Raw genomic sequence first — 18,626 nt, forward strand, 5'->3', positions numbered from 1 at the left:
TTCATTTTTAATATAACTATAATTTGGCAGGCTGACGCCTAAAAGATCTTTTCAAGACATATTGGTAAAATATGCAAAGTGACTACTATATTTTATAGGTACTTTGCACAACATTTATTAAATAGCCAAAAAATTATAGTAATTGATGGCATGAAAGATGTAGCAAAGCAGCTCATTAAAATTGGTACAAATCTAAATCAATTAGTAGTTTTATGCCATGCAGGTAAAATATCATGCTTACATTTATCGCAGTGCAAAAAGGAGATTCATGAGATATGGCAGTTATTGAATTCATTAACAGACCCAATAAATCACCCAAGAGTTTAAAGAAAGTTATAGAATATATTCTTAATCCTAAAAAGACCAAAGAACAGCTTATATGGGGCAAAGACTGCAATGGAGATAATGCTTTTATTGAAATGATGGCTATTAAGAAAAGCTATGGTAAAGAAACAGGAAGGCAGTATATACATTTTGTTCAATCTTTTGCTCCTTATGATAAAATAACTCCTAAAATAGCTTATGAAATAGGTAAAGAGTTATGTGAAAGGTTTAAGGACTATCAAGTGGTTATGGCTACGCATATAGACAGGAATCATATTCATAATCACTTTGTCATAAATTCAGTAAATTTTGAAACAGGTTATAAGTGGAGACAAAATCCTTATAGGTATAGAGGATATAGGTATGATAGTGAGATAGAGCTATATTATTTTAAAATATATACTATAATACGGAGTAGGGTTTATTTTGCAAATCTATAGGTAAATATTGTAATATTTTAAAATTATATTGAAATTATAGAATATATTATGACATAATTAAATAAACAAACTCGTTGAAAATAGTAATTATTTAGGATGATTGAATAGTTACATAATGTTATTTAAATTATGATTTTTTTCAAAAATTTATTTTTAGGAGGTTAAAATGAAGAAATCTTTTAAAAGATCATTAACATTAATCTTTGAAAGCGCATTGTTTATATTTATGGTAGTTTATTCCGTTAACGCATTTCATGAAAAAAGATATTTAATATCTATTCTCTCAGGTATTTTTGCTGGAATTAGTTTTATAGAAATACTTATTTGTATAAAAAAGCATTCGGATAATCAAAAACTATTTAAGGTTATTTTACAAATTGTATGGTTTGGACTAATGTTAATTACTTCAATATATGCACTTTATCAAAAGATTTATTTAGAGTTTATTCTATGTGGTATTTTTGCTATACTTAGCTTTAAAGAAATACCTATTCGCATAAAGAATTATAGAGAAAGTTAATATTAACAAGTTAAAATATAGGAAATATTAATAGTAATGAATGCTATTGTTAAAGTTTGCATAAGTGAACTCTTCCTCCATTTGTTTACGTTTGAGTGGAGGATTATTTATTGTATTGAATGAATAACAAAACGTCAGCAAATCGTAATACTTGCTGACGTTTATTTTTATCTACAAGCAAGTGTGGTCAGAAAATCTTAAGCGTTGAGAAAAAATACTACATTTTTGTTTAAAAATGCTCAAAGTAGGATATATTAAAAAATACATAAACTTTGTAGTAATATGGCAATAAATTTACCTGCAATAGTATTTATTTTAGGAGGTTTAGCATGGAATTTAAAAGATTGCCTAAGCATATAGGTATAATTCCAGATGGAAATAGAAGATGGGCTCAAGCTAGAGGCCTTGATAAAAAAGATGGATATAGATTTGGTATAGAGCCGGGTTTTCAGCTTTACCAAATGTGCTTGGAGTTAGGGATAGAAGAAATAACTTTTTATGGATTTACTAAAGATAATACAAAAAGGCCCAGCGAACAAACAAAAGAATTTAGAAAAGCATGTGTGGAGTCAGTAATGGGTTTGGCTGAGAAAGATGGTGAGTTATTGATTGTAGGGGATAAAGAATCTAAGTTGTTTCCAGAAGAATTAAAACCATTTACCAAAAGAACTAAGTTTGGAAAAGGTGGTATAAAGATAAATTTTTTAGTGAATTATGGATGGGAATGGGATATATGTAAAGGATGTAAAGAAGGTGATAGCAGTAAAATGCAGAAGCATATACAATCTTCAGATATATCTAGAATAGATTTAATCATACGCTGGGGAGGAAGACGCAGATTAAGTGGATTTTTACCCGTGCAATCTGTATATGCAGATTTTTATGTTATAGATGATTTATGGCCAGATTTTAAGAAAGAACAGTTTTATGATGCATTAAAATGGTATGAACATCAAGATATTACTTTAGGTGGTTAATATTTAGGTACTAGTTGCTAGTGAATATTGAAATTCTAAAATTTCTAGTAATGCAATGAAGAAAAATTATCCTTAACTATTACTTCTTACTTTTTACCCCTTACTTATACACAAAACTAAGATTTATACAAGCAATTGCCTTACGGCAAAATGAATCGAATTTTAATTACTATTTTATTTTAATAAGTATCATATAACTTTTCGAAAGGCTCCGCCTAAAAGATTATAAACGCTTTTTTATTTATAAATTAAAGATTTTCCATAGCAAAGCGGCGAAAAATTATCCTTTAGTAGGCTGCCCTTTCCCCGTGACCATATACGCATGACCTGAAAATTGCGATGCAATTTTATAATTGACAATTGACAATGGACAATTGATAATGAAGGAAGTTTTTCTTACAGAAAAACTAAAGTTTTAAAAGACCTAAACATAGAATTTATCTATATTTAGGTTTTTTTCTGTTTTTAATTTTAGTTTTGCATTAGCAAAACATCCATAATTGTCAACTGTCAATTGTCAATTGTCAATTATAAGAATGTTGCGTCGCAACATTCTTATTTTACCTTGATTGCAAAGAATTTTCCCCATCTTGTAGCCAAGACAATGGTATTTTCATATATGGCTGGAGAACTTTCTATATTGCTTCCTAGGTTTATAGAGTGAAGTACTTTGCCAGAGGTTCCTTCTATTAAAAATAAGTTTCCAGTAGAATCTCCTTGAATAATATAACTTTTACCTTTAGAAGTGTAAACTGCAGCAGGAGAAGACCAGCAGTAATTATCCATTTCTAGCCTCCATGCTTCTTTACCGGTTTTTTTATCTAAAGCTAACAAAATTCCGCCATTGAAATTTTTATATCTGGCTATATTAAAAATAACTAGATTTTCTATGTCATTTTTTCCTATAATATTTGTAGCTAAAGCACCGCCGTTTACAGGACTTTTACCAAGAAGAGACATGGCTTCAAAGGATTTTTCGAATATAACCTTTCCAGTTAAGCCATCTAGTTTTCTTAAGTTACATATACCCTTAGCACCTTGTTTGTCTACTTCATTAGCTGTGTATATATAGGGCTTACCATTTTCTTCTTCTATGGTTATGGTAGCATCTGTATCATCAGTATTGTCAAAGGTCCATATAGGTTTCATATTTTGAAGATTTATGCACTGTATATTTCCAGAATTATCTCCAAAGTAAACTAGATTTTTATATACCGCTGGAGAGTTTTCCATGCCCTGTTCGGGAGTCTTTTTCGTAGTATATCTATATTTAATAACTTCAGGTTTTATAGAGATTTTCTTATGCTCTATTTTAAAATCTGTATTTAGTTTTATATTATAAAATAGGCCATTTTCACCGCATAAAATAAGGGAGTCATTTTTCCTATTTATAAGTGGAGAGCTGTCAAAGGCACCCCAGTTTCGTAGAGCTAACCCATCTCTTCCATCTATAAAGTATAAAAGAGAGCTATCTATTAGGCTGAATATTCTGTAGCCAATGGCACCTTTTTCAGGTATACCTTGTCCTACATAAAGTAATGGGTAGCCCCTTGGATCTATAGAGACACTTCCCTTTATTGGATTATTTATATTTATAGGATTTCTAGTTTCTTCTCCAGTTTCTAAATCTATAAAATATATGTGACCATCCAGTGAAGCATATATAACTTCTACAAAATTATCTTTATTTTTAAATTTATCTTTAATATTCATTATTTTAAGTACATCTTTAGGCCATTTAACAATGGAAGGTTGTCCAGTCCAACCAGCACCACCACCCCAAGTTCCTGAATTAGTATTGAAGTGCCACTTCTCTTGTAGTTTTTCTTCCTTTATATTGCATGTACCAAAGGAAGGACTATTTCTTAAATTATCGCCCCTAAAGGTTAGTATTCCATCTATAGTTGAATATTTTTTTGGAAATGATGTATCTTCTTTACTTGTATAACTCTTTATAAGAGCATTGTTTAAAAATAAACTGTATTTTATATTTGGTAAAGTTCCATTATCTAAGTAAAGAAGTTTTTTATCATTTTTATTATTTTCATTGGAATTTAAAACTCCATGACTTAGAGTAGGCAAAGTTTGTTTTGAGTCTGCAGAATACAGATGTTTTCCTTTATGAAATTTATTTTTTTTGTTTGGTGCTTTGGGATTGCAACTGCAGCAAGTAGCCATAATAATACATAATGTTATTAATAAAGTTTTTCTTTTCACCATTTGTTTTGTCCTTTCTAAAATATATATTTGTAAATAGATAATTGATAATATAAAATATGAGTCCTATTATGAAATTATTACCAAATAGTCAATTAGTATTCCATCTGCATATAAGTTTCCTATTAAAATATTCAGAAAAGTGGAGCAAGATTGAATGAAAACGTTGTGAAAAGCATATCCATTGAGGCATTTTAAGTATGTAAATTGGATAGAAATTAAATTTTGTATTAATATATATAAGGGGAGAATATTTTAATCAAGAAGCTCCCAATTTAGTGTAAGTAAGTGGAGAGATGGTTTACTAGAATTATTAGATGGAGGTATGACTAATGAATAACATGAAGTATAAATTGTTGGCATTAGATATGGATGGAACTTTGCTTAATTCAGAATCAAGATTGGAAAAGGAAAATATAGAGTCTATTAAAAAATGCCTAGATAAAGGGGTTAAGGTTGTACTTGCATCTGGAAGAGAATTTAATGCAATTAAAAAGTATGTAGATAAATTGAATATTACTGAAGAACTAGTGACTATAAATGGAGCAGTAATAGTTAGAGCAGAAAATAAGCAAATAGTTAAAATACATACAATGGATAAAAAAATGTGTAAAGAGATAATTTCTAAGCTTAGAGAGGAAAATATAAGTTATATTGTATTTGATAAAGAAAATTCCTATGTAGATAAGGAAAATTCAGAGTTTGAATATATAAGGGAAAAAAGTATAGCAGTGTGCTTGAATGTACAGGACTGTAATGACATAGAAGATATCACAAAGATAGTAGGTGTATGTTTTACAGAGGAAGAAAAAAATAAATTTAATAAAATCATAAAACCATACAATGTGCCTGTAATGCAAACGGGAACCTATTATTTTGAAATAGGAAATGAAGATATAAGTAAGAAATATGCTATAGAATATATTGCTAAAATTAATAATATAAAAAGGGAAGAAGTAATAGCTGTAGGTGACAGCGAAAATGATATAGAAATGATAAAATATGCAGGATTAGGAGTTGCCATGGGCAATGCATATGATAATGTTAAAAAGATAAGCGATTATGTAACAGACACTAATGATAATCATGGTGTAAGCAAGGTTATAGAGAAATTTATATTAGTATAAAAAACTTGTGATGAAATCACAAGTTTTAGGGGGCTAGTGTGCTAGAGGGTTAGCGTGCTAGTTAAGGTTGATTTTCCTCCGCTTTGCTGTGGAAAATCTTGAATTAAATAAAAAGTTATAGTAAGAGAAGCTAGAAATATTCTGTTTAATAGAGGAGTTCTAGCTTTTTTTATATTTTAAGTTTTTGGAAATTGAATGGAGAAAAATTCATTTGAATTATAGGTTTTAAATTATCGCCTAGTTATCTAAATACTAGCCGCTAGCATCCTAGTCTTATAAATTCTGTATACAGGGCTTCTTATATGATATAATGTACATAAATTAGGCTGTATGTGAATTTTAACTTAGTTTTACATTGGGTGAATTGTAGATTACATAATAGATTGAATAAACTAAGTTTTATTTTACTTGAGGATAAGGTGTTAAATATGGGAAGATTTATAGTTTTAGTTGTAGACGGATTAGGTATTGGAGCTATGGAGGATGTAAAGGCAAATAGAAAAGAAGATATAGGAGCTAATACTTTAAGGCATGTATTTAGTGAGGTTAGTTCGTTGAGAATTCCTAATTTAGAAAAACTGGGAATAATGAATGCTTTAGATTATGAAACAGATTATATGAAAAAGAGCTTCAATTGTACTTATGGCAAATGTGCTTTAAATCACCCAGGAGCAGACTCATTTTTAGGTCATCAAGAGATTATGGGTAGAAAATATTTTAATAGAAATATACAAGTGTTTTCTGAAAAAGCCAATGAAATAGGAGCATTATTACAGACTCAAGGATATAAAGTGGAATATATAAGGAAAGAAAAAAACTCCAAATTGCTATGTATTGGGGAGTATGCTATAATTGCTGATAGTTTAGAAGGGGATATAGGGCAAATATATAGTGTTACAGCTGATCTTAATAAAATAAGCTATGAAGAAGTTTTAAAAATAGCTAATACTATTAGAGAAAATTCTCAAGTACCAAGGATTACAGTTAACGGGGCTTTTGTACCAATTGATAAATTAAAATTATTTATAGAAAAAAAGCAAAATGGAGTTATAGGTATAAATTTGGTAAAATCGGGGGTTTATGAAGATAGAGGATACATAAATGCCAATTTGCCTTTTTATAATAAGGATAGGGATCAAATTCAATATTTGCTAAAGGATAGGGATATTCCAGTAATTTTGATAGGAAAAGCAGGAGATATAATACAAAACCCTCATGGAAAGAATTTAATAGAAAAAGATACGGAAAATATACTAAATTTAACTTTAAGGGAGATAATAAATACTAAAGAGGCATTTATTTTGAGTAATGTGCAGGGTACGGATATGGCAGGACATCTTCAGGATGTTTCTAAGTATGCAATAGAACTAAAAAAAATAGATGATTATATAGGCAAAATGATTAGTTTAATAAATAAAGAGGATATATTAATAGTCACAGGGGATCATGGAAATGATCCTACCATAGGACATAGTAAACATACTAGAGAGTACGTGCCTATACTTATTTATGGACACCATAATTTAAAAGGATTTATAGGTAAAATTCCAACTTTATCTTACATAAGCAGCATGGCTAAAGAATATTTTTTATGTAATTAAAAAAATAATACTTAAAATAGTGAAATAAAGTATATTTAAACTTGTAAATGACAGTTTTTTTAGGTTATAATAATTAGAATAATATGTATAGGAGTTGATAATATGGCGGCTTCAATTAAAGATGTAGCTAGAGAAGCAGGCGTATCAATTGCAACGGTATCAAGAGTTTTGAATAATATAAATGTAGTAAATGAAGAAACTAAGAAAAAGGTATTAGAGGCAATTGATAAGTTACAATATAGACCTAATATTGTAGCTAGAAGTTTAAAAACACAAAAGACTAGTACTGTGGGAATGATAATTCCTGACATATCCAGTCAATTTTATCCAGAGATAGTAAGAGGCGCAGAGGACGTTGCTAATATATATGATTATAATATAATGCTTTGCAATACAGATTTGGATTTAGAGAAAGAAGTAAATTATTTAAGAGTTCTTAGAGAAAAAATGGTAGATGGAATACTTTATATGAGTAGTTCTCTACAGCCTAAAATATTAGAATTTATAAAGGAATTAGGAATTCCAATGGTTCTAATAGAAAATACAGATAAAGAAAAGAACTTTCCAAGTGTATCCATAGACAATGAAGGCGCGGCATATGATGCAGTAACTTATTTAATTAAAAATGGAAATAAAAGAATAGCTTACATAGGTAAAAAGGATGATGATAACAATATAACATCTATGAGATATGTAGGATATAAGAGAGCTTTGGAGGAAAATGGTATAAATTTAGATGCTTCTATTGTGTACTCCAGCGGATTAAAGGTAGAAGATGGATATAAAGGTATGTTAAGAGTAATAGAAAGTGGAAATTTAGATGCAGTATTTTGTGGCAGCGATGAATGTGCTATAGGAGCTATAAATGCCCTAAGAGAAAAAGGCATAAAAGTACCAGAAGATGTGGATGTAATGGGATTTAATGATATATATGAAGCATCAGTATTTTATCCTAAGTTAACTACTGTATCACAACCAATGTATGATATGGGTTCAGTTGGTATGAGAATGTTAATAAAGATTATTAACAAACAAAAGATTGAGGAAAAAAATTATGTATTGCCATATCAATTAGTAGAAAGAGAATCTTGTAAAAAGTAATCCTAAAGAGAAGCAATTGCTTCTCTTTAAAATAGGAAAAGGATGTGTTAGCAATCCATGAAAAAAAGAAAAAATTTTTTTGTGTATCTTATGGATGCAATTTGGTTAATTGCTTTTGCAGCCATACTATTGATTTTGGTTTATTTTAAGAAAATATTGTACAAGCCTATAAATATTTTTAAAAGCATGTTAAACATTTAAATAAATTCTTTTAAAAAAGTTCTATACATATTTGAAAGTTTAGAGCTTCTTCTTTTCTAAGATAAAATAATTTATTATTTTCTTTCGCAATGGGAATATTGTCATAAAAACCATTAGTAGGTTCTAAGGCGCAATTATAATCACCCCTAAAACCGCCTTCAGTAACCCAAAAACCCACATAAGGAAGAACATCTTTATTAAAGTTTATTTTGTAAGTTATATCCTTGCTAGGGTAATAAACAGAACAAACTCCCTCATGGATTTTATTATAAACATAGTATTTTTCAGTATTATTTAGCTGCTTTTTTCCCACTTTATTTAAACTATATATTTTTCCTTCTGGAGTGGTTGTTTCAGGATAAGCGTGAATGGAGTTTAAATTACCTAAATTATTGCTTTTATGTACATTTATTATTTGGTTAGTTCCCTTTGGAAAGTTAATTTCCATTTCTTCTTCACATTCATAATTATTTCTTCATGAAAAGTATTCTATTGGCAATAATGCAAAGATAAATTTAAAAATGTTAATGCAGTATTAATTAAAATTAAAATTAAAAACATTGAAAATTCCACAATTCTTATGATAATATAGTATTATATCGAAAAGGTTTTCTTAAGGGAGTGGTTAAATCGATTACTATAGAAGATGTAGCTAAAGAAGCAGGAGTTTCTATAACTACTGTATCAAGAGTTATAAACAACAACTATCCAGTTAAAAAAGAAACCCGTGAAAGAGTAGAAAAAGCTATAGAAAAGTTGAATTTTACTCCAAATCATATGGCGAGAAGTTTGATAACCAAAAAAACTTATACAGTGGGGGTAGTGGTTCCTGGTATAACAAATTTATTTTTTCCAACTATAGTTGAAAATATTGAAAATAATATAAAAAATCAAGGGTATAGTATATCTTTATGCAATACTGGAGGAGATTATAGGGAAGAAAAGAAGCTTGTAAATAATTTACTCCAAAGAAAAGTAGATGGAATTATAGTAATGGATCCTTCAATTAAAAACTTAAAGAATAAGTTCTATAGTGAAATTTCTGATAGTATACCTGTATTAATTATAAATGCTTTAGGGGAAGATTATAAATTAAATTGTGTAAGCTATGATGAAGAAATAGGCATAAGACAAGCTTTAGAATATTTATATAATTTAAATCATAGAAAAATACTTTTTATAAGAGGGGAACAAAGTGCTTCTTATGATTTGAGAGAAAAAATTTATAGAGAGTTTTTAAAGGAGAAAAACATTGAGTACAGCAATGTGATTACTGTTGAAAATGGTAATAGTATGTATGCTTCTGAAAGTGTTCAAAAGGCTATTGAAAAAGTTCTATTGATGAAAGATAGACCTACATCTATATTTGCTTGTAATGATATAATGGCCGTAGGTGCTATGAATTGTTGTAGGAGTTTAGGAATAAAAATTCCAGAGGAAATATCTATAATTGGTTGTGACAATACATTTATTTCAAATATAACAAGTCCTAAGCTTACTTCTATTGATTTAGGAATAAAAGATGTAGGGCAAATTGCCTCCAATGAAATGTTAAGCATGATGAAGGTTGATGGCAATGTAAGAAGAAAAATTATATTGGATACTAAGTTAGTTATTAGGGAAAGTTGCAAAGAAATATAACTATGGTGACTGGTAAAGTGATGCTCTTGTTTTTAATTGAAAAGGCATTAGGCCGTTGTGTTTCTTTGGCGTTCCTAGACATGGTATAAGGTTATGTTTTACTAAAGTAATAATTAAGTCTGACTTTGAAATCAGTGGTTTTAAAGTTGGACTTTAAAAATAGCAAAATAGAAAAGGTTTTCTAAAGGGGGAATTTTATATGGCAGAATTAAGATGGAATCCATTGTTAAAAGATTGGGTAATGGTGGCTTCACATAGACAAAATAGACCTCAGATGCCAAAGGACTGGTGTCCATTTTGTCCAGGGTCAGGAAAGGTTCCAGAGGAATATGAAGTTTTAAAATACGATAATGATTTTCCAGCACTTATGGAAAATCCACCAGAACCAGATAAAGTAGGCTCAAACTTTAACCAAGAAAAACAAGGGACAGGTATAGGAAATCCAGAAGAAAACTCAGGGACAGGTGTATATAAAACTGACAGGGCTTATGGAAAATGTGAGGTAATACTATATTCTCCAAAACATACGGTAACTCTTCCAGAATTATCGGTAGGTCATATAAGAAAACTAGTAGACCTATGGTGCGAAAGATATATCCAATTGAGTAAAGATGAAAAGATAAAATTTATATTTAAATTTGAAAATAGGGGAGAAGAAGTAGGAGTGACTATGCCACATCCTCATGGACAAATATATGCATATTCAAAGATGCCTTTAAAGATCAAAACTGAATTGGAATCTTGTAAAGAGTATTATGAAAAAAATAATGAATGTTTAATATGCAGAATGAACAAAGAAGAAGAAGAATTTAAGAAAAGAATAGTAGTTGAAAATGCAAGTTTCGTAGCATATCTACCATTTTTCACTGATTATCCTTATGGTATGTTTATTGTTAGCAAAAACCATAAAAGTGCCATGATTCACTTTACAGATGAAGAAAAAAATGATTTTGCAGATATATTGAAAAAAGTTACGGGTACTTTTGATGCATTATTTAATAAAAAATTTCCATATATGATGTGCATACATCAAGCACCAGTAAATTCACCTGAATATGGAAATTATGATGATTATTATCATTTCCATGTGGAATTTTATACTCCACTAAGATCTGAAAATAAAATAAAGTATTATGCATCATCAGAAATGGGAGCATGGGCAGCATGTAATCCAAGAGCTGTAGAGGAATGTGCAGAAGAACTTAGAGAAGCTTATAAAAGATATTTAAAGAATTGCAAATAAATTTTTTAAGGGTTTTAAAATAACAGTATGATTTAGCATTAAGGGGTGATTAAATGGAGTTGAAAGAATTAAAAAATAAATTTGAGAATATTTATGGTCAGGGAGAAATTAGGGTTTTTCATTCACCAGGAAGAGTGAATTTAATAGGTGAGCATATAGATTACAATGGTGGGTACGTATTTCCTTGTGCCATCGAGCTTGGAACTTATGGTATTGTTAGAGAAAGATGCGATAATAAGATAAATTTTGTATCTACTAATTTTAAGCTTAAGGTTGAGACAAATGTAGATGAGTTAGAGTATAGAAAAGAAGATGATTGGGCTAATTATCCCAAAGGTGTTATCAGTATAATGAAGAATATGGGATATAAAGTAGGGGGTATGGATATTTTAATAAGCGGCAATATACCTAATGGTGCAGGGTTATCCTCTTCAGCATCTTTAGAACTTTTAATAGCACAAATAGTTAATAGATTATTTAATAATGGAGAAATTAGCACAATAGATTTGGTGAAAATATCACAGGAAGCTGAAAATAAATTTGTAGGAGTAAATTGTGGTATAATGGATCAATTTGCAGTTGGTATGGGCAAGATGAATAAGGGCATTTTATTGAATTGTAATACATTAGAGTATAAGTATGCTCCAGTAGATTTAAAAGATTATACATTAGTTATAATGAATACAAAAAAGAGAAGAGCACTAAATGAGTCAAAATATAACGAAAGAAGAGAAGAATGTGAAAAGGCTCTGGAGATAATAAGAACTAAAAAAAATATAAAATACTTATGTGAATTAACACCTGATGAATTTACAAAAGTTAAAGAAATTATAGAGGATGAGGATATAAGAAAAAGAGCAGAACATGCAGTATTTGAAAATTATAGGGTAAAAGAAGCTTTTAAAAATTTATCAGAGGGAAATTTACAGGAATTTGGTAAGCTTTTAGTAGAGTCTCACAATTCGCTTAAGAATTTATATGAAGTTACAGGAAAAGAGTTGGATACCATAGTTTATGAAGCATTAAAAATAGAAGGATGCATTGGTGCAAGAATGACAGGAGCTGGTTTTGGCGGGTGTGCAATAGCTATAGTTCATAAGGATAATATTACTAAGTTCATGGAAGAATTGAAAGAAAACTATTTCCACATAATAGGGTACTATCCTGAATTTTATGTTACAGGAATTGGAGAAGGAAGTAGAGAAATTTAGTTTATATAGAAAATAAAAAGTATGAGATTCAGTTGAATTTTAAAGAATTTAATAATGTAAAAGTAATAAATAGGACTTATGTCCTATTTTATTTTTGTAAAAATAGTTATACTAGAATTTATAGGAGTGATATTGCTATGAAGTTACTTAATGATAAAAATTTAATGAAACATTATATAGATAAATTCCAACTGGATACTATATTTGATAAAGATATGTCTCCATATATGAAACTTTTTCTTTGCGAAAAAGGAGAGATGATTTGTAAAATTGATGATGAATTAGAGTGGATATACTTTTTGGTTAAAGGAAAACTTAAAGTATTTAATTTGCTTTTAAATGGCAAGTCTACATTGTTAAGATTTAGTATTCCGCTATCTATAGTAGGCGATTTAGAGTTATTTAAAAAATATAAAGTTAAAAATAATGTAGAGGCTTTAAATGAAGCGATTATAATAGGAATTAAGGTGGATGATATAAGAAAATATGCTGGCGAAGATAGTCTTTTTCTAAGGTTTGTAATAGAAAATTTAAGTCATAAGTTGTATACCTTTTCAAATTTATCAGCTTTAAATCAAGCCTATCCTTTTATAAACAGGTTTGTCAGTTATTTGATAGCTATAACATCTGATGAAAATAACAATAAATTAATTGATGAAATAAAAACTAATAATTTAACTGAGTTAGCGAATTTTTTTGGAGTTAGTTATAGGCATTTAAATAGGGTGATTAAGGATTTATGTGACAGTGGAATTATAAAGAAAAATAATAAAGAAATAGTAATATTGGATTATGAGAGATTGAAAGATATGTCTGGAGGGCATTACGAATAGGTATTAGATAGTATCACTATAAGTTAACTACAGTAATAATTGTAATATAGAAAAAATATAGGGGTTGCCGCACTAAGGAATTCACATACAATATATCCATCGTAGGATTTATTCTTAGTGCAACAGCCCCTAGTATTCATTTAAATTATATTTAACATATATAGTTATTGTATTCCTGCTACAGTTAAATCAAACATTTGAACAGTTTTGGGACCTATAAAGCCATTAAATTGCTGAAGTTCTTTAGATAAATACATTTCATTTTGAACTTCATTTATATTTCCAGAGAGGGAGCCACCAGTTATAGGAATAGTTTTTTCTCCATCGAAATACCAACCTAATCTAATTTCGCCTCCGAAATCTCCAGTTAGAGGATCAAGCTGGAAATCAGAGAAAGATACTAATTCAATGTAAGGTGATTTTTTAAAGTCTTCTATTGTTTTAGAACCTCCTAAAAATTCCATATTAGCAATGGAACCTGTGGTAGGCTGGTTTAAATAGTAGCTGTATCTATTGCTTCCGTGGTACTTGTTTAATATTCCATTTTCTAATACAGCAACTTTGTCTAAAGCTACACCATCTTGGTCATAAGGTACGGAAAAGATTGAGTTTTTCATTTTAGGATCTAAAACCATATTAATGGTGTCACCCTTAATATTTTCTCCTTGTATCTTTTGGTTTATTTTCCACTGAGATATTTGGTCGTATACAGCAGAAACATTAGATCTAGCAAAATAGTAGCTGAATAGTTCTTTTACTGGAGAACCGGTTAATAACACTGTATATTTTCCGGATTTAACAGTAGTTGTGGCTATGGCTTTTTCTTTTGCTAATTCCAACATTTCTTTAATATTTCCAGATATAAATTCTTCATCAAAATCCGAGAATTTAATAAATTTGTAAAGTTCAATTTCTTCCCCAGATTCTTTCCAATTAACTATGAATTCTAACTCACCTTTATATTGTTCGTAATTTACGTCTATTCCTTCTGAATTAACTATTCTGTTGTATATTTTATTTAAGAATAATTCACAGGAATTTATGCAGCCTTTTTCATGATTGTCATATTTAAATATTGCGTCTGTAAGTTTAGGAATCCAATGAGAAAGTTCATGGGAAGCGAAATTTGAACTAGCTGCATTGAGAATTTTATCGGTTGCTTTTGGAAGAGTTCAGATACTTATATTTTGTAATTATGTGATAAAATATAAGGTGTATATTAATTATTCAACTTTAGCAGATTTGTAAAATATAAGGGACATATTACTTATTTTACTTTAGCAGATTTGAAACTAGAATTAGAGGATGTTATATTAAAAACAAGTATTATGAAATTTTCATTTTGGATAGTGGTGTGAAATAACTATAACAAATAATAAGTGAATTTTTTAGTAAGGTTGGAAAAATGGAATCAATTTAAAATTAAATACATAAGATTGGTGGTGCTATTTTGATACATGGTGGAGATATTTATACAAATGGGGTATTAAAAGGGGTGGAGCTTATAGATTTTAGCTCTAATATAAATCCTTTAGGAATACCAGAAAGTTTCACAAATAATATAAATGAAGCGTTGAACAATTGTACAAGGTATCCAGACATAAAATATAGGGAGATTTTAAAAAATCTAAGTGATTATACAGGAGTATATGAAGAAAATTTTGTTCTTGGCAATGGTGCCGCAGAAATAATAGATTTATGCATAGCTTGTTTTAAAAGTATATTGATAACCGTGCCTTCTTTTGCAGAATATGAGATTGATGGGGAAAAGCATGGTTGTAAAATAGAGTATTCATATTTAAATAAAGATCATATGGGCTATGATTATGATGATATATTAGAAAAAATTTCAAATGCAGAGGCTTTAGTAATTGGAAATCCTAATAATCCTAATGGAGGAATAATCAATAAAGATAAATTTAAAAGTATATTAGATTTTTGTGAAAGAGAAAATAAAACAATAATTATAGACGAGGCCTTCATAGAATTTGTAGGAGATAATGAAAAGAGCTTTGTAAAAGAGTTAGAAAACTATAGATGCATATTTATAATAAGAGCTCTTACAAAGTTTTTTGGCATGCCTGGCATTAGGTTTGGTTATGGCATGAGTAGAAATAAAGATTTGCTTAAAAATATAAGGGAAAAACAAAACCCTTGGAATATAAATTGTTTTGCAGAAACTGCTGTTAAATATGTTTTAAAGGATAAAAAATACATAGAGGATTCCTTATTGTGGATAAATACTCAAAGAAAGTTTATTATCAGCGGATTAAATAATATACAATTTATAGACAAGGTATTTGGAACTAATGCTAATTTTATTTTGGTTAAGCTTAAGAATGTAGATTGCAATAAACTTTATGATTATTGTTTAGAAAATGGCATTTTAATACGTAAATGCAATAATTATAAGGGACTAAATGAGTATTATGTAAGATTTGCCATAAAGGACGAAGAGAAAAATAAAGTACTTATTAATACATTAGCTAAATTTTCGCAGTTATAAAATCACAGATATTTTTTATTTAGTGTTATAACCCCAAAAGGTATGAATAATGATCAATGCTCAATTAAGGAAAATTCCTTTATTTATCTAATTTAGAGCCTATATGTAGACTAAATTTTATGTAGGAAAGTTGAGTAAATAACTATTAAAGTTTATATTTTTGTATTATAATTAAAAAGGATGAAAAATTTAATAATTAAAAAAATTTAGGTGCCGCAATAGAAATGTGGTTAAAAGGGAATGTGGTGAAAATCCGCAGCAGCCCCCGCTACTGTAATAGAGAACAAGTCTCAATGTGCCCACTGGTTTTGAAACTGGGAAGGGTGAGATGAGGAAGATACTAGAGTCAGGAAACCTGCCTAAATCATATAATTAATAAGGCTTTCGGCGGGAAGGTGCTTTTGAAGTTTAAAAATGGTGATTTCAACAGTAGTTTTCTTGGACTACTGTTTTATTTATGTAAAAATACCTATAGCATGAGGAATAACATAAATTTTAGGTGTTTAAAGTCATAGATTTTATGTATTTAAAAAAGTATATTTTATCATTGCATAATATAGTATAGTGTAGTGGTTAAAATGGTTAAAAAAATCTCTGCTTTATTAAAAGCAGAGAATATGAAGGGGAAATTAAATTTTAATTATATTTAAATACATAAAAATGTTAATTCTAACGCTATTATTGATATGAATATGATTCCTATAAATGAAACTATGTTAAAAGATTTTTTCATTTAAATCACTTCCTATAAATTATTTATTATTCATTAATTTAATTATAGGTGAAGTAATATAATTAAAAGTTAAAAAACGGTTACAATCACACAAAATATAGATGGAAAAAATATAAAATGTTTTTAGAACAAACTTTTTATGAGTTTAAATATACTACATTGTTTAATGGAACTTTACATGGTTAAATATATTATATTGCTTGGTAAAACTTTATATTTAAAAACATTACAAAATATTGCAGTTTATTTTTATGGCCAAGCAGAATACATAGCTGGTTTCTTAGCTAATCCCATTACTTAACTGCAAATTTTATATTTTTATTTTATACCTGCGAAAGTTGAATTAATTATAATTACGGGGGGAAGGGATGTTATGGATTTTAATTTTTTATATGTACTAATAGCCGTAGCTATAGATTGGATAATAGGGGATCCTTATGGATTTCCACACCCAGTTATATACATAGGTAAGCTTATAAGATATTTAGAAAAGAAATTTAGAAAAATATCTAAGAGCCCTAGTCAATTAAAATTTTTTGGTGGAATTATTGTTATATTAGTAGCAGGGACAAGTTTTGCTATTCCTTATTTCATTTTGAAGTTTACTGAAAAGGTACCATTAATTCATCATATATTAAGTATATTGATATTATGGACAACTATTGCATGTAAATGTTTGAAGGATGAGGCGTTGAAAATTTATAAGTCATTAAAAAATAATGATATTGAAGATGCTAGATTGAAGCTTTCATATATAGTGGGAAGAGAGACTAAATACCTTTCAGAAGATGAGATAGTAAGGGCGGATGTGGAGACCGTTGCTGAAAATACTGCTGATGGAGTTATAGCTCCCTTAATTTTTGCCATGATAGGTGGGGCGCCTTTAGCTATGATGTATAAGGGCATAAATACTATGGATTCTATGCTTGGATATTTGACAAAGGAATATAAGGATATAGGATATTTTCCTGCAAAAGTGGATGATTTGTTTAATTTAATTCCTGCAAGAGTTACAGGAATTTTAATATGTCTTGTTTCTCCTTTAGTAGGAGGCAATATAATTAAGTCCTTTAAAATAATGATAAGGGATAGAAAAAATCACAAAAGTCCTAACTGCGCATACCCAGAAGCAGCTGCAGCAGGTGCTATGAGAGTTCAACTTGGAGGTATAAATACATATTTTGGTGAAGTTATATATAAACCAACTATTGGTGATAAAATAGTAAATTTAAATAAAGAACATATAGTGGAAGTAATAAAATTGATGTATTTTTCTGAAATACTTATGTTAATAATTTATGTGGCGGTAGGGATGGTATTTAGGTAGGTTTAGCAAGACCTGTCCCTGGTATTTAGGGAATTAGGTTAAGAATTAGCAAGACCTGTCCCTGGTATTTAGGTGATTAAGTTAGGAATTAACAAGACCTGTCCCTGGTATTTAGGTGATTAAGTTAAGAATTAGCAAGACCTGTCCCTGATATTTAGGGAATTAAGTTAAGAATTAGCAAGACCTGTCCCTGATATTTAGGTGATTAAGTTAGGAATTAACAAGACCTGTCCCTGATATTTAGGGAATTAAGTTAGGAATTAGCAAGACCTGTCCCTGAATATTTTTAAATTTATTAATATAGAATTGCAGGATAATAAGTAAATTTTTCATACAATCAATAGTTTTGAAATGATAGTGCAAAGTGGAATATTAAAAAATAGATTTTAAAAATATGCTTGTGAGAGTTCAAGTGTTTAAAACGATAGTGTAAAGTGAAATATGAAAAAGTTAAGCTTAAAAATGTTTTGCCCGAAGGGCGCAGAATAATAAAATACTTTGTAATTTGAAGATGAAGTAACGAATTTTGAGCATGACAAAAAATCCTTTTGAGTGAAGGAAAATTTTTGATATTAGTAATCTCTACATGGAGTTATTCACGTAGTGGCTAATAAATATCCCATA

Annotated in this window: 15 protein-coding genes and 1 riboswitch; of the genes, 12 read left to right on the forward strand and 3 right to left on the reverse strand. The window is 29.0% G+C overall.

Annotation, left to right across the window (positions count from 1 at the left end):
* Positions 1 to 275: 275 nt before the first annotated feature.
* The 3 genes from FGK85_RS11640 (at position 276) to uppS (ending at position 2,261) form a co-directional block, all read left to right on the forward strand.
* Positions 276 to 764 carry a relaxase/mobilization nuclease domain-containing protein gene (locus FGK85_RS11640; protein WP_138206821.1) on the forward strand — a complete coding sequence of 163 codons (489 nt, stop codon included), beginning with the start codon at positions 276 to 278 and terminating at the stop codon, positions 762 to 764.
* Between the two features lie 166 nt (positions 765 to 930).
* A complete protein-coding gene (locus FGK85_RS11645; protein ID WP_138206823.1) occupies positions 931 to 1,284 on the forward strand; it encodes a hypothetical protein in 354 nt (117 codons plus the stop codon).
* A gap of 329 nt (positions 1,285 to 1,613) precedes the next feature.
* Positions 1,614 to 2,261, forward strand: a complete 648-nt coding sequence (gene uppS, locus FGK85_RS11650) for a polyprenyl diphosphate synthase (protein WP_138206825.1) — start codon at positions 1,614 to 1,616, stop codon at positions 2,259 to 2,261.
* A gap of 555 nt (positions 2,262 to 2,816) precedes the next feature.
* On the opposite strand, the gene FGK85_RS11655 is transcribed toward uppS, so the two are convergent.
* Positions 2,817 to 4,481: an outer membrane protein assembly factor BamB family protein gene (locus tag FGK85_RS11655; RefSeq protein WP_138206827.1), complete on the reverse strand. Its 1,665-nt coding sequence runs from the start codon at positions 4,479 to 4,481 to the stop codon at positions 2,817 to 2,819.
* A gap of 329 nt (positions 4,482 to 4,810) precedes the next feature.
* On the opposite strand from FGK85_RS11655, the gene FGK85_RS11660 reads away from it, so the two are divergent.
* From FGK85_RS11660 to FGK85_RS11670, 3 genes are all read left to right on the forward strand, one after another.
* A complete protein-coding gene (locus tag FGK85_RS11660; protein WP_138206829.1) occupies positions 4,811 to 5,605 on the forward strand; it encodes a Cof-type HAD-IIB family hydrolase in 795 nt (264 codons plus the stop codon).
* A gap of 428 nt (positions 5,606 to 6,033) precedes the next feature.
* Positions 6,034 to 7,206 (forward strand): phosphopentomutase, encoded by a 1,173-nt coding sequence (locus FGK85_RS11665; protein WP_171011405.1) that lies wholly within the window; start codon positions 6,034 to 6,036, stop codon positions 7,204 to 7,206.
* Positions 7,207 to 7,308: 102 nt separating this feature from the next.
* Positions 7,309 to 8,307 (forward strand): LacI family DNA-binding transcriptional regulator, encoded by a 999-nt coding sequence (locus FGK85_RS11670; RefSeq protein ID WP_138206833.1) that lies wholly within the window; start codon positions 7,309 to 7,311, stop codon positions 8,305 to 8,307.
* A gap of 211 nt (positions 8,308 to 8,518) precedes the next feature.
* Here the strand turns inward: FGK85_RS11670 and FGK85_RS11675 are convergent, their stop codons facing one another.
* Positions 8,519 to 8,956: an aldose epimerase family protein gene (locus tag FGK85_RS11675; RefSeq protein WP_138206835.1), complete on the reverse strand. Its 438-nt coding sequence runs from the start codon at positions 8,954 to 8,956 to the stop codon at positions 8,519 to 8,521.
* A 173-nt stretch (positions 8,957 to 9,129) separates the two neighbouring features.
* On the opposite strand from FGK85_RS11675, the gene FGK85_RS11680 reads away from it, so the two are divergent.
* The 4 genes from FGK85_RS11680 (at position 9,130) to FGK85_RS11695 (ending at position 13,436) form a co-directional block, all read left to right on the forward strand.
* Positions 9,130 to 10,149 (forward strand): LacI family DNA-binding transcriptional regulator, encoded by a 1,020-nt coding sequence (locus tag FGK85_RS11680; protein WP_243122865.1) that lies wholly within the window; start codon positions 9,130 to 9,132, stop codon positions 10,147 to 10,149.
* A gap of 199 nt (positions 10,150 to 10,348) precedes the next feature.
* Positions 10,349 to 11,392 (forward strand): galactose-1-phosphate uridylyltransferase, encoded by a 1,044-nt coding sequence (gene galT, locus FGK85_RS11685; RefSeq protein WP_138206837.1) that lies wholly within the window; start codon positions 10,349 to 10,351, stop codon positions 11,390 to 11,392.
* 53 nt (positions 11,393 to 11,445) lie between these two features.
* A complete protein-coding gene (locus tag FGK85_RS11690) occupies positions 11,446 to 12,603 on the forward strand; it encodes a galactokinase (protein ID WP_138206839.1) in 1,158 nt (385 codons plus the stop codon).
* A 137-nt stretch (positions 12,604 to 12,740) separates the two neighbouring features.
* Positions 12,741 to 13,436 (forward strand): cyclic nucleotide-binding domain-containing protein, encoded by a 696-nt coding sequence (locus FGK85_RS11695; protein ID WP_138206841.1) that lies wholly within the window; start codon positions 12,741 to 12,743, stop codon positions 13,434 to 13,436.
* Between the two features lie 164 nt (positions 13,437 to 13,600).
* Here FGK85_RS11695 and FGK85_RS11700 read toward each other — a convergent pair whose 3' ends face one another.
* Positions 13,601 to 14,278: a metallopeptidase TldD-related protein gene (locus tag FGK85_RS11700; protein WP_243122866.1), complete on the reverse strand. Its 678-nt coding sequence runs from the start codon at positions 14,276 to 14,278 to the stop codon at positions 13,601 to 13,603.
* Between the two features lie 608 nt (positions 14,279 to 14,886).
* Between FGK85_RS11700 and FGK85_RS11705 the strand changes: the two genes are divergently transcribed.
* Together FGK85_RS11705 and cbiB are read left to right on the forward strand one after the other, a co-directional pair.
* A complete protein-coding gene (locus FGK85_RS11705) occupies positions 14,887 to 15,942 on the forward strand; it encodes a pyridoxal phosphate-dependent aminotransferase (protein WP_138206846.1) in 1,056 nt (351 codons plus the stop codon).
* A 191-nt stretch (positions 15,943 to 16,133) separates the two neighbouring features.
* Positions 16,134 to 16,319, forward strand: a riboswitch (cobalamin riboswitch).
* Positions 16,320 to 17,048: 729 nt separating this feature from the next.
* Positions 17,049 to 18,002 (forward strand): adenosylcobinamide-phosphate synthase CbiB, encoded by a 954-nt coding sequence (gene cbiB / locus FGK85_RS11710; protein ID WP_138206848.1) that lies wholly within the window; start codon positions 17,049 to 17,051, stop codon positions 18,000 to 18,002.
* The last annotated feature ends 624 nt before the right edge of the window (positions 18,003 to 18,626 follow it).

Origin of the sequence: Haloimpatiens lingqiaonensis (assembly GCF_901447495.1) — a bacterium.
Taxonomy (GTDB): Bacteria; Bacillota; Clostridia; order Clostridiales; family Clostridiaceae; genus Haloimpatiens; species Haloimpatiens lingqiaonensis.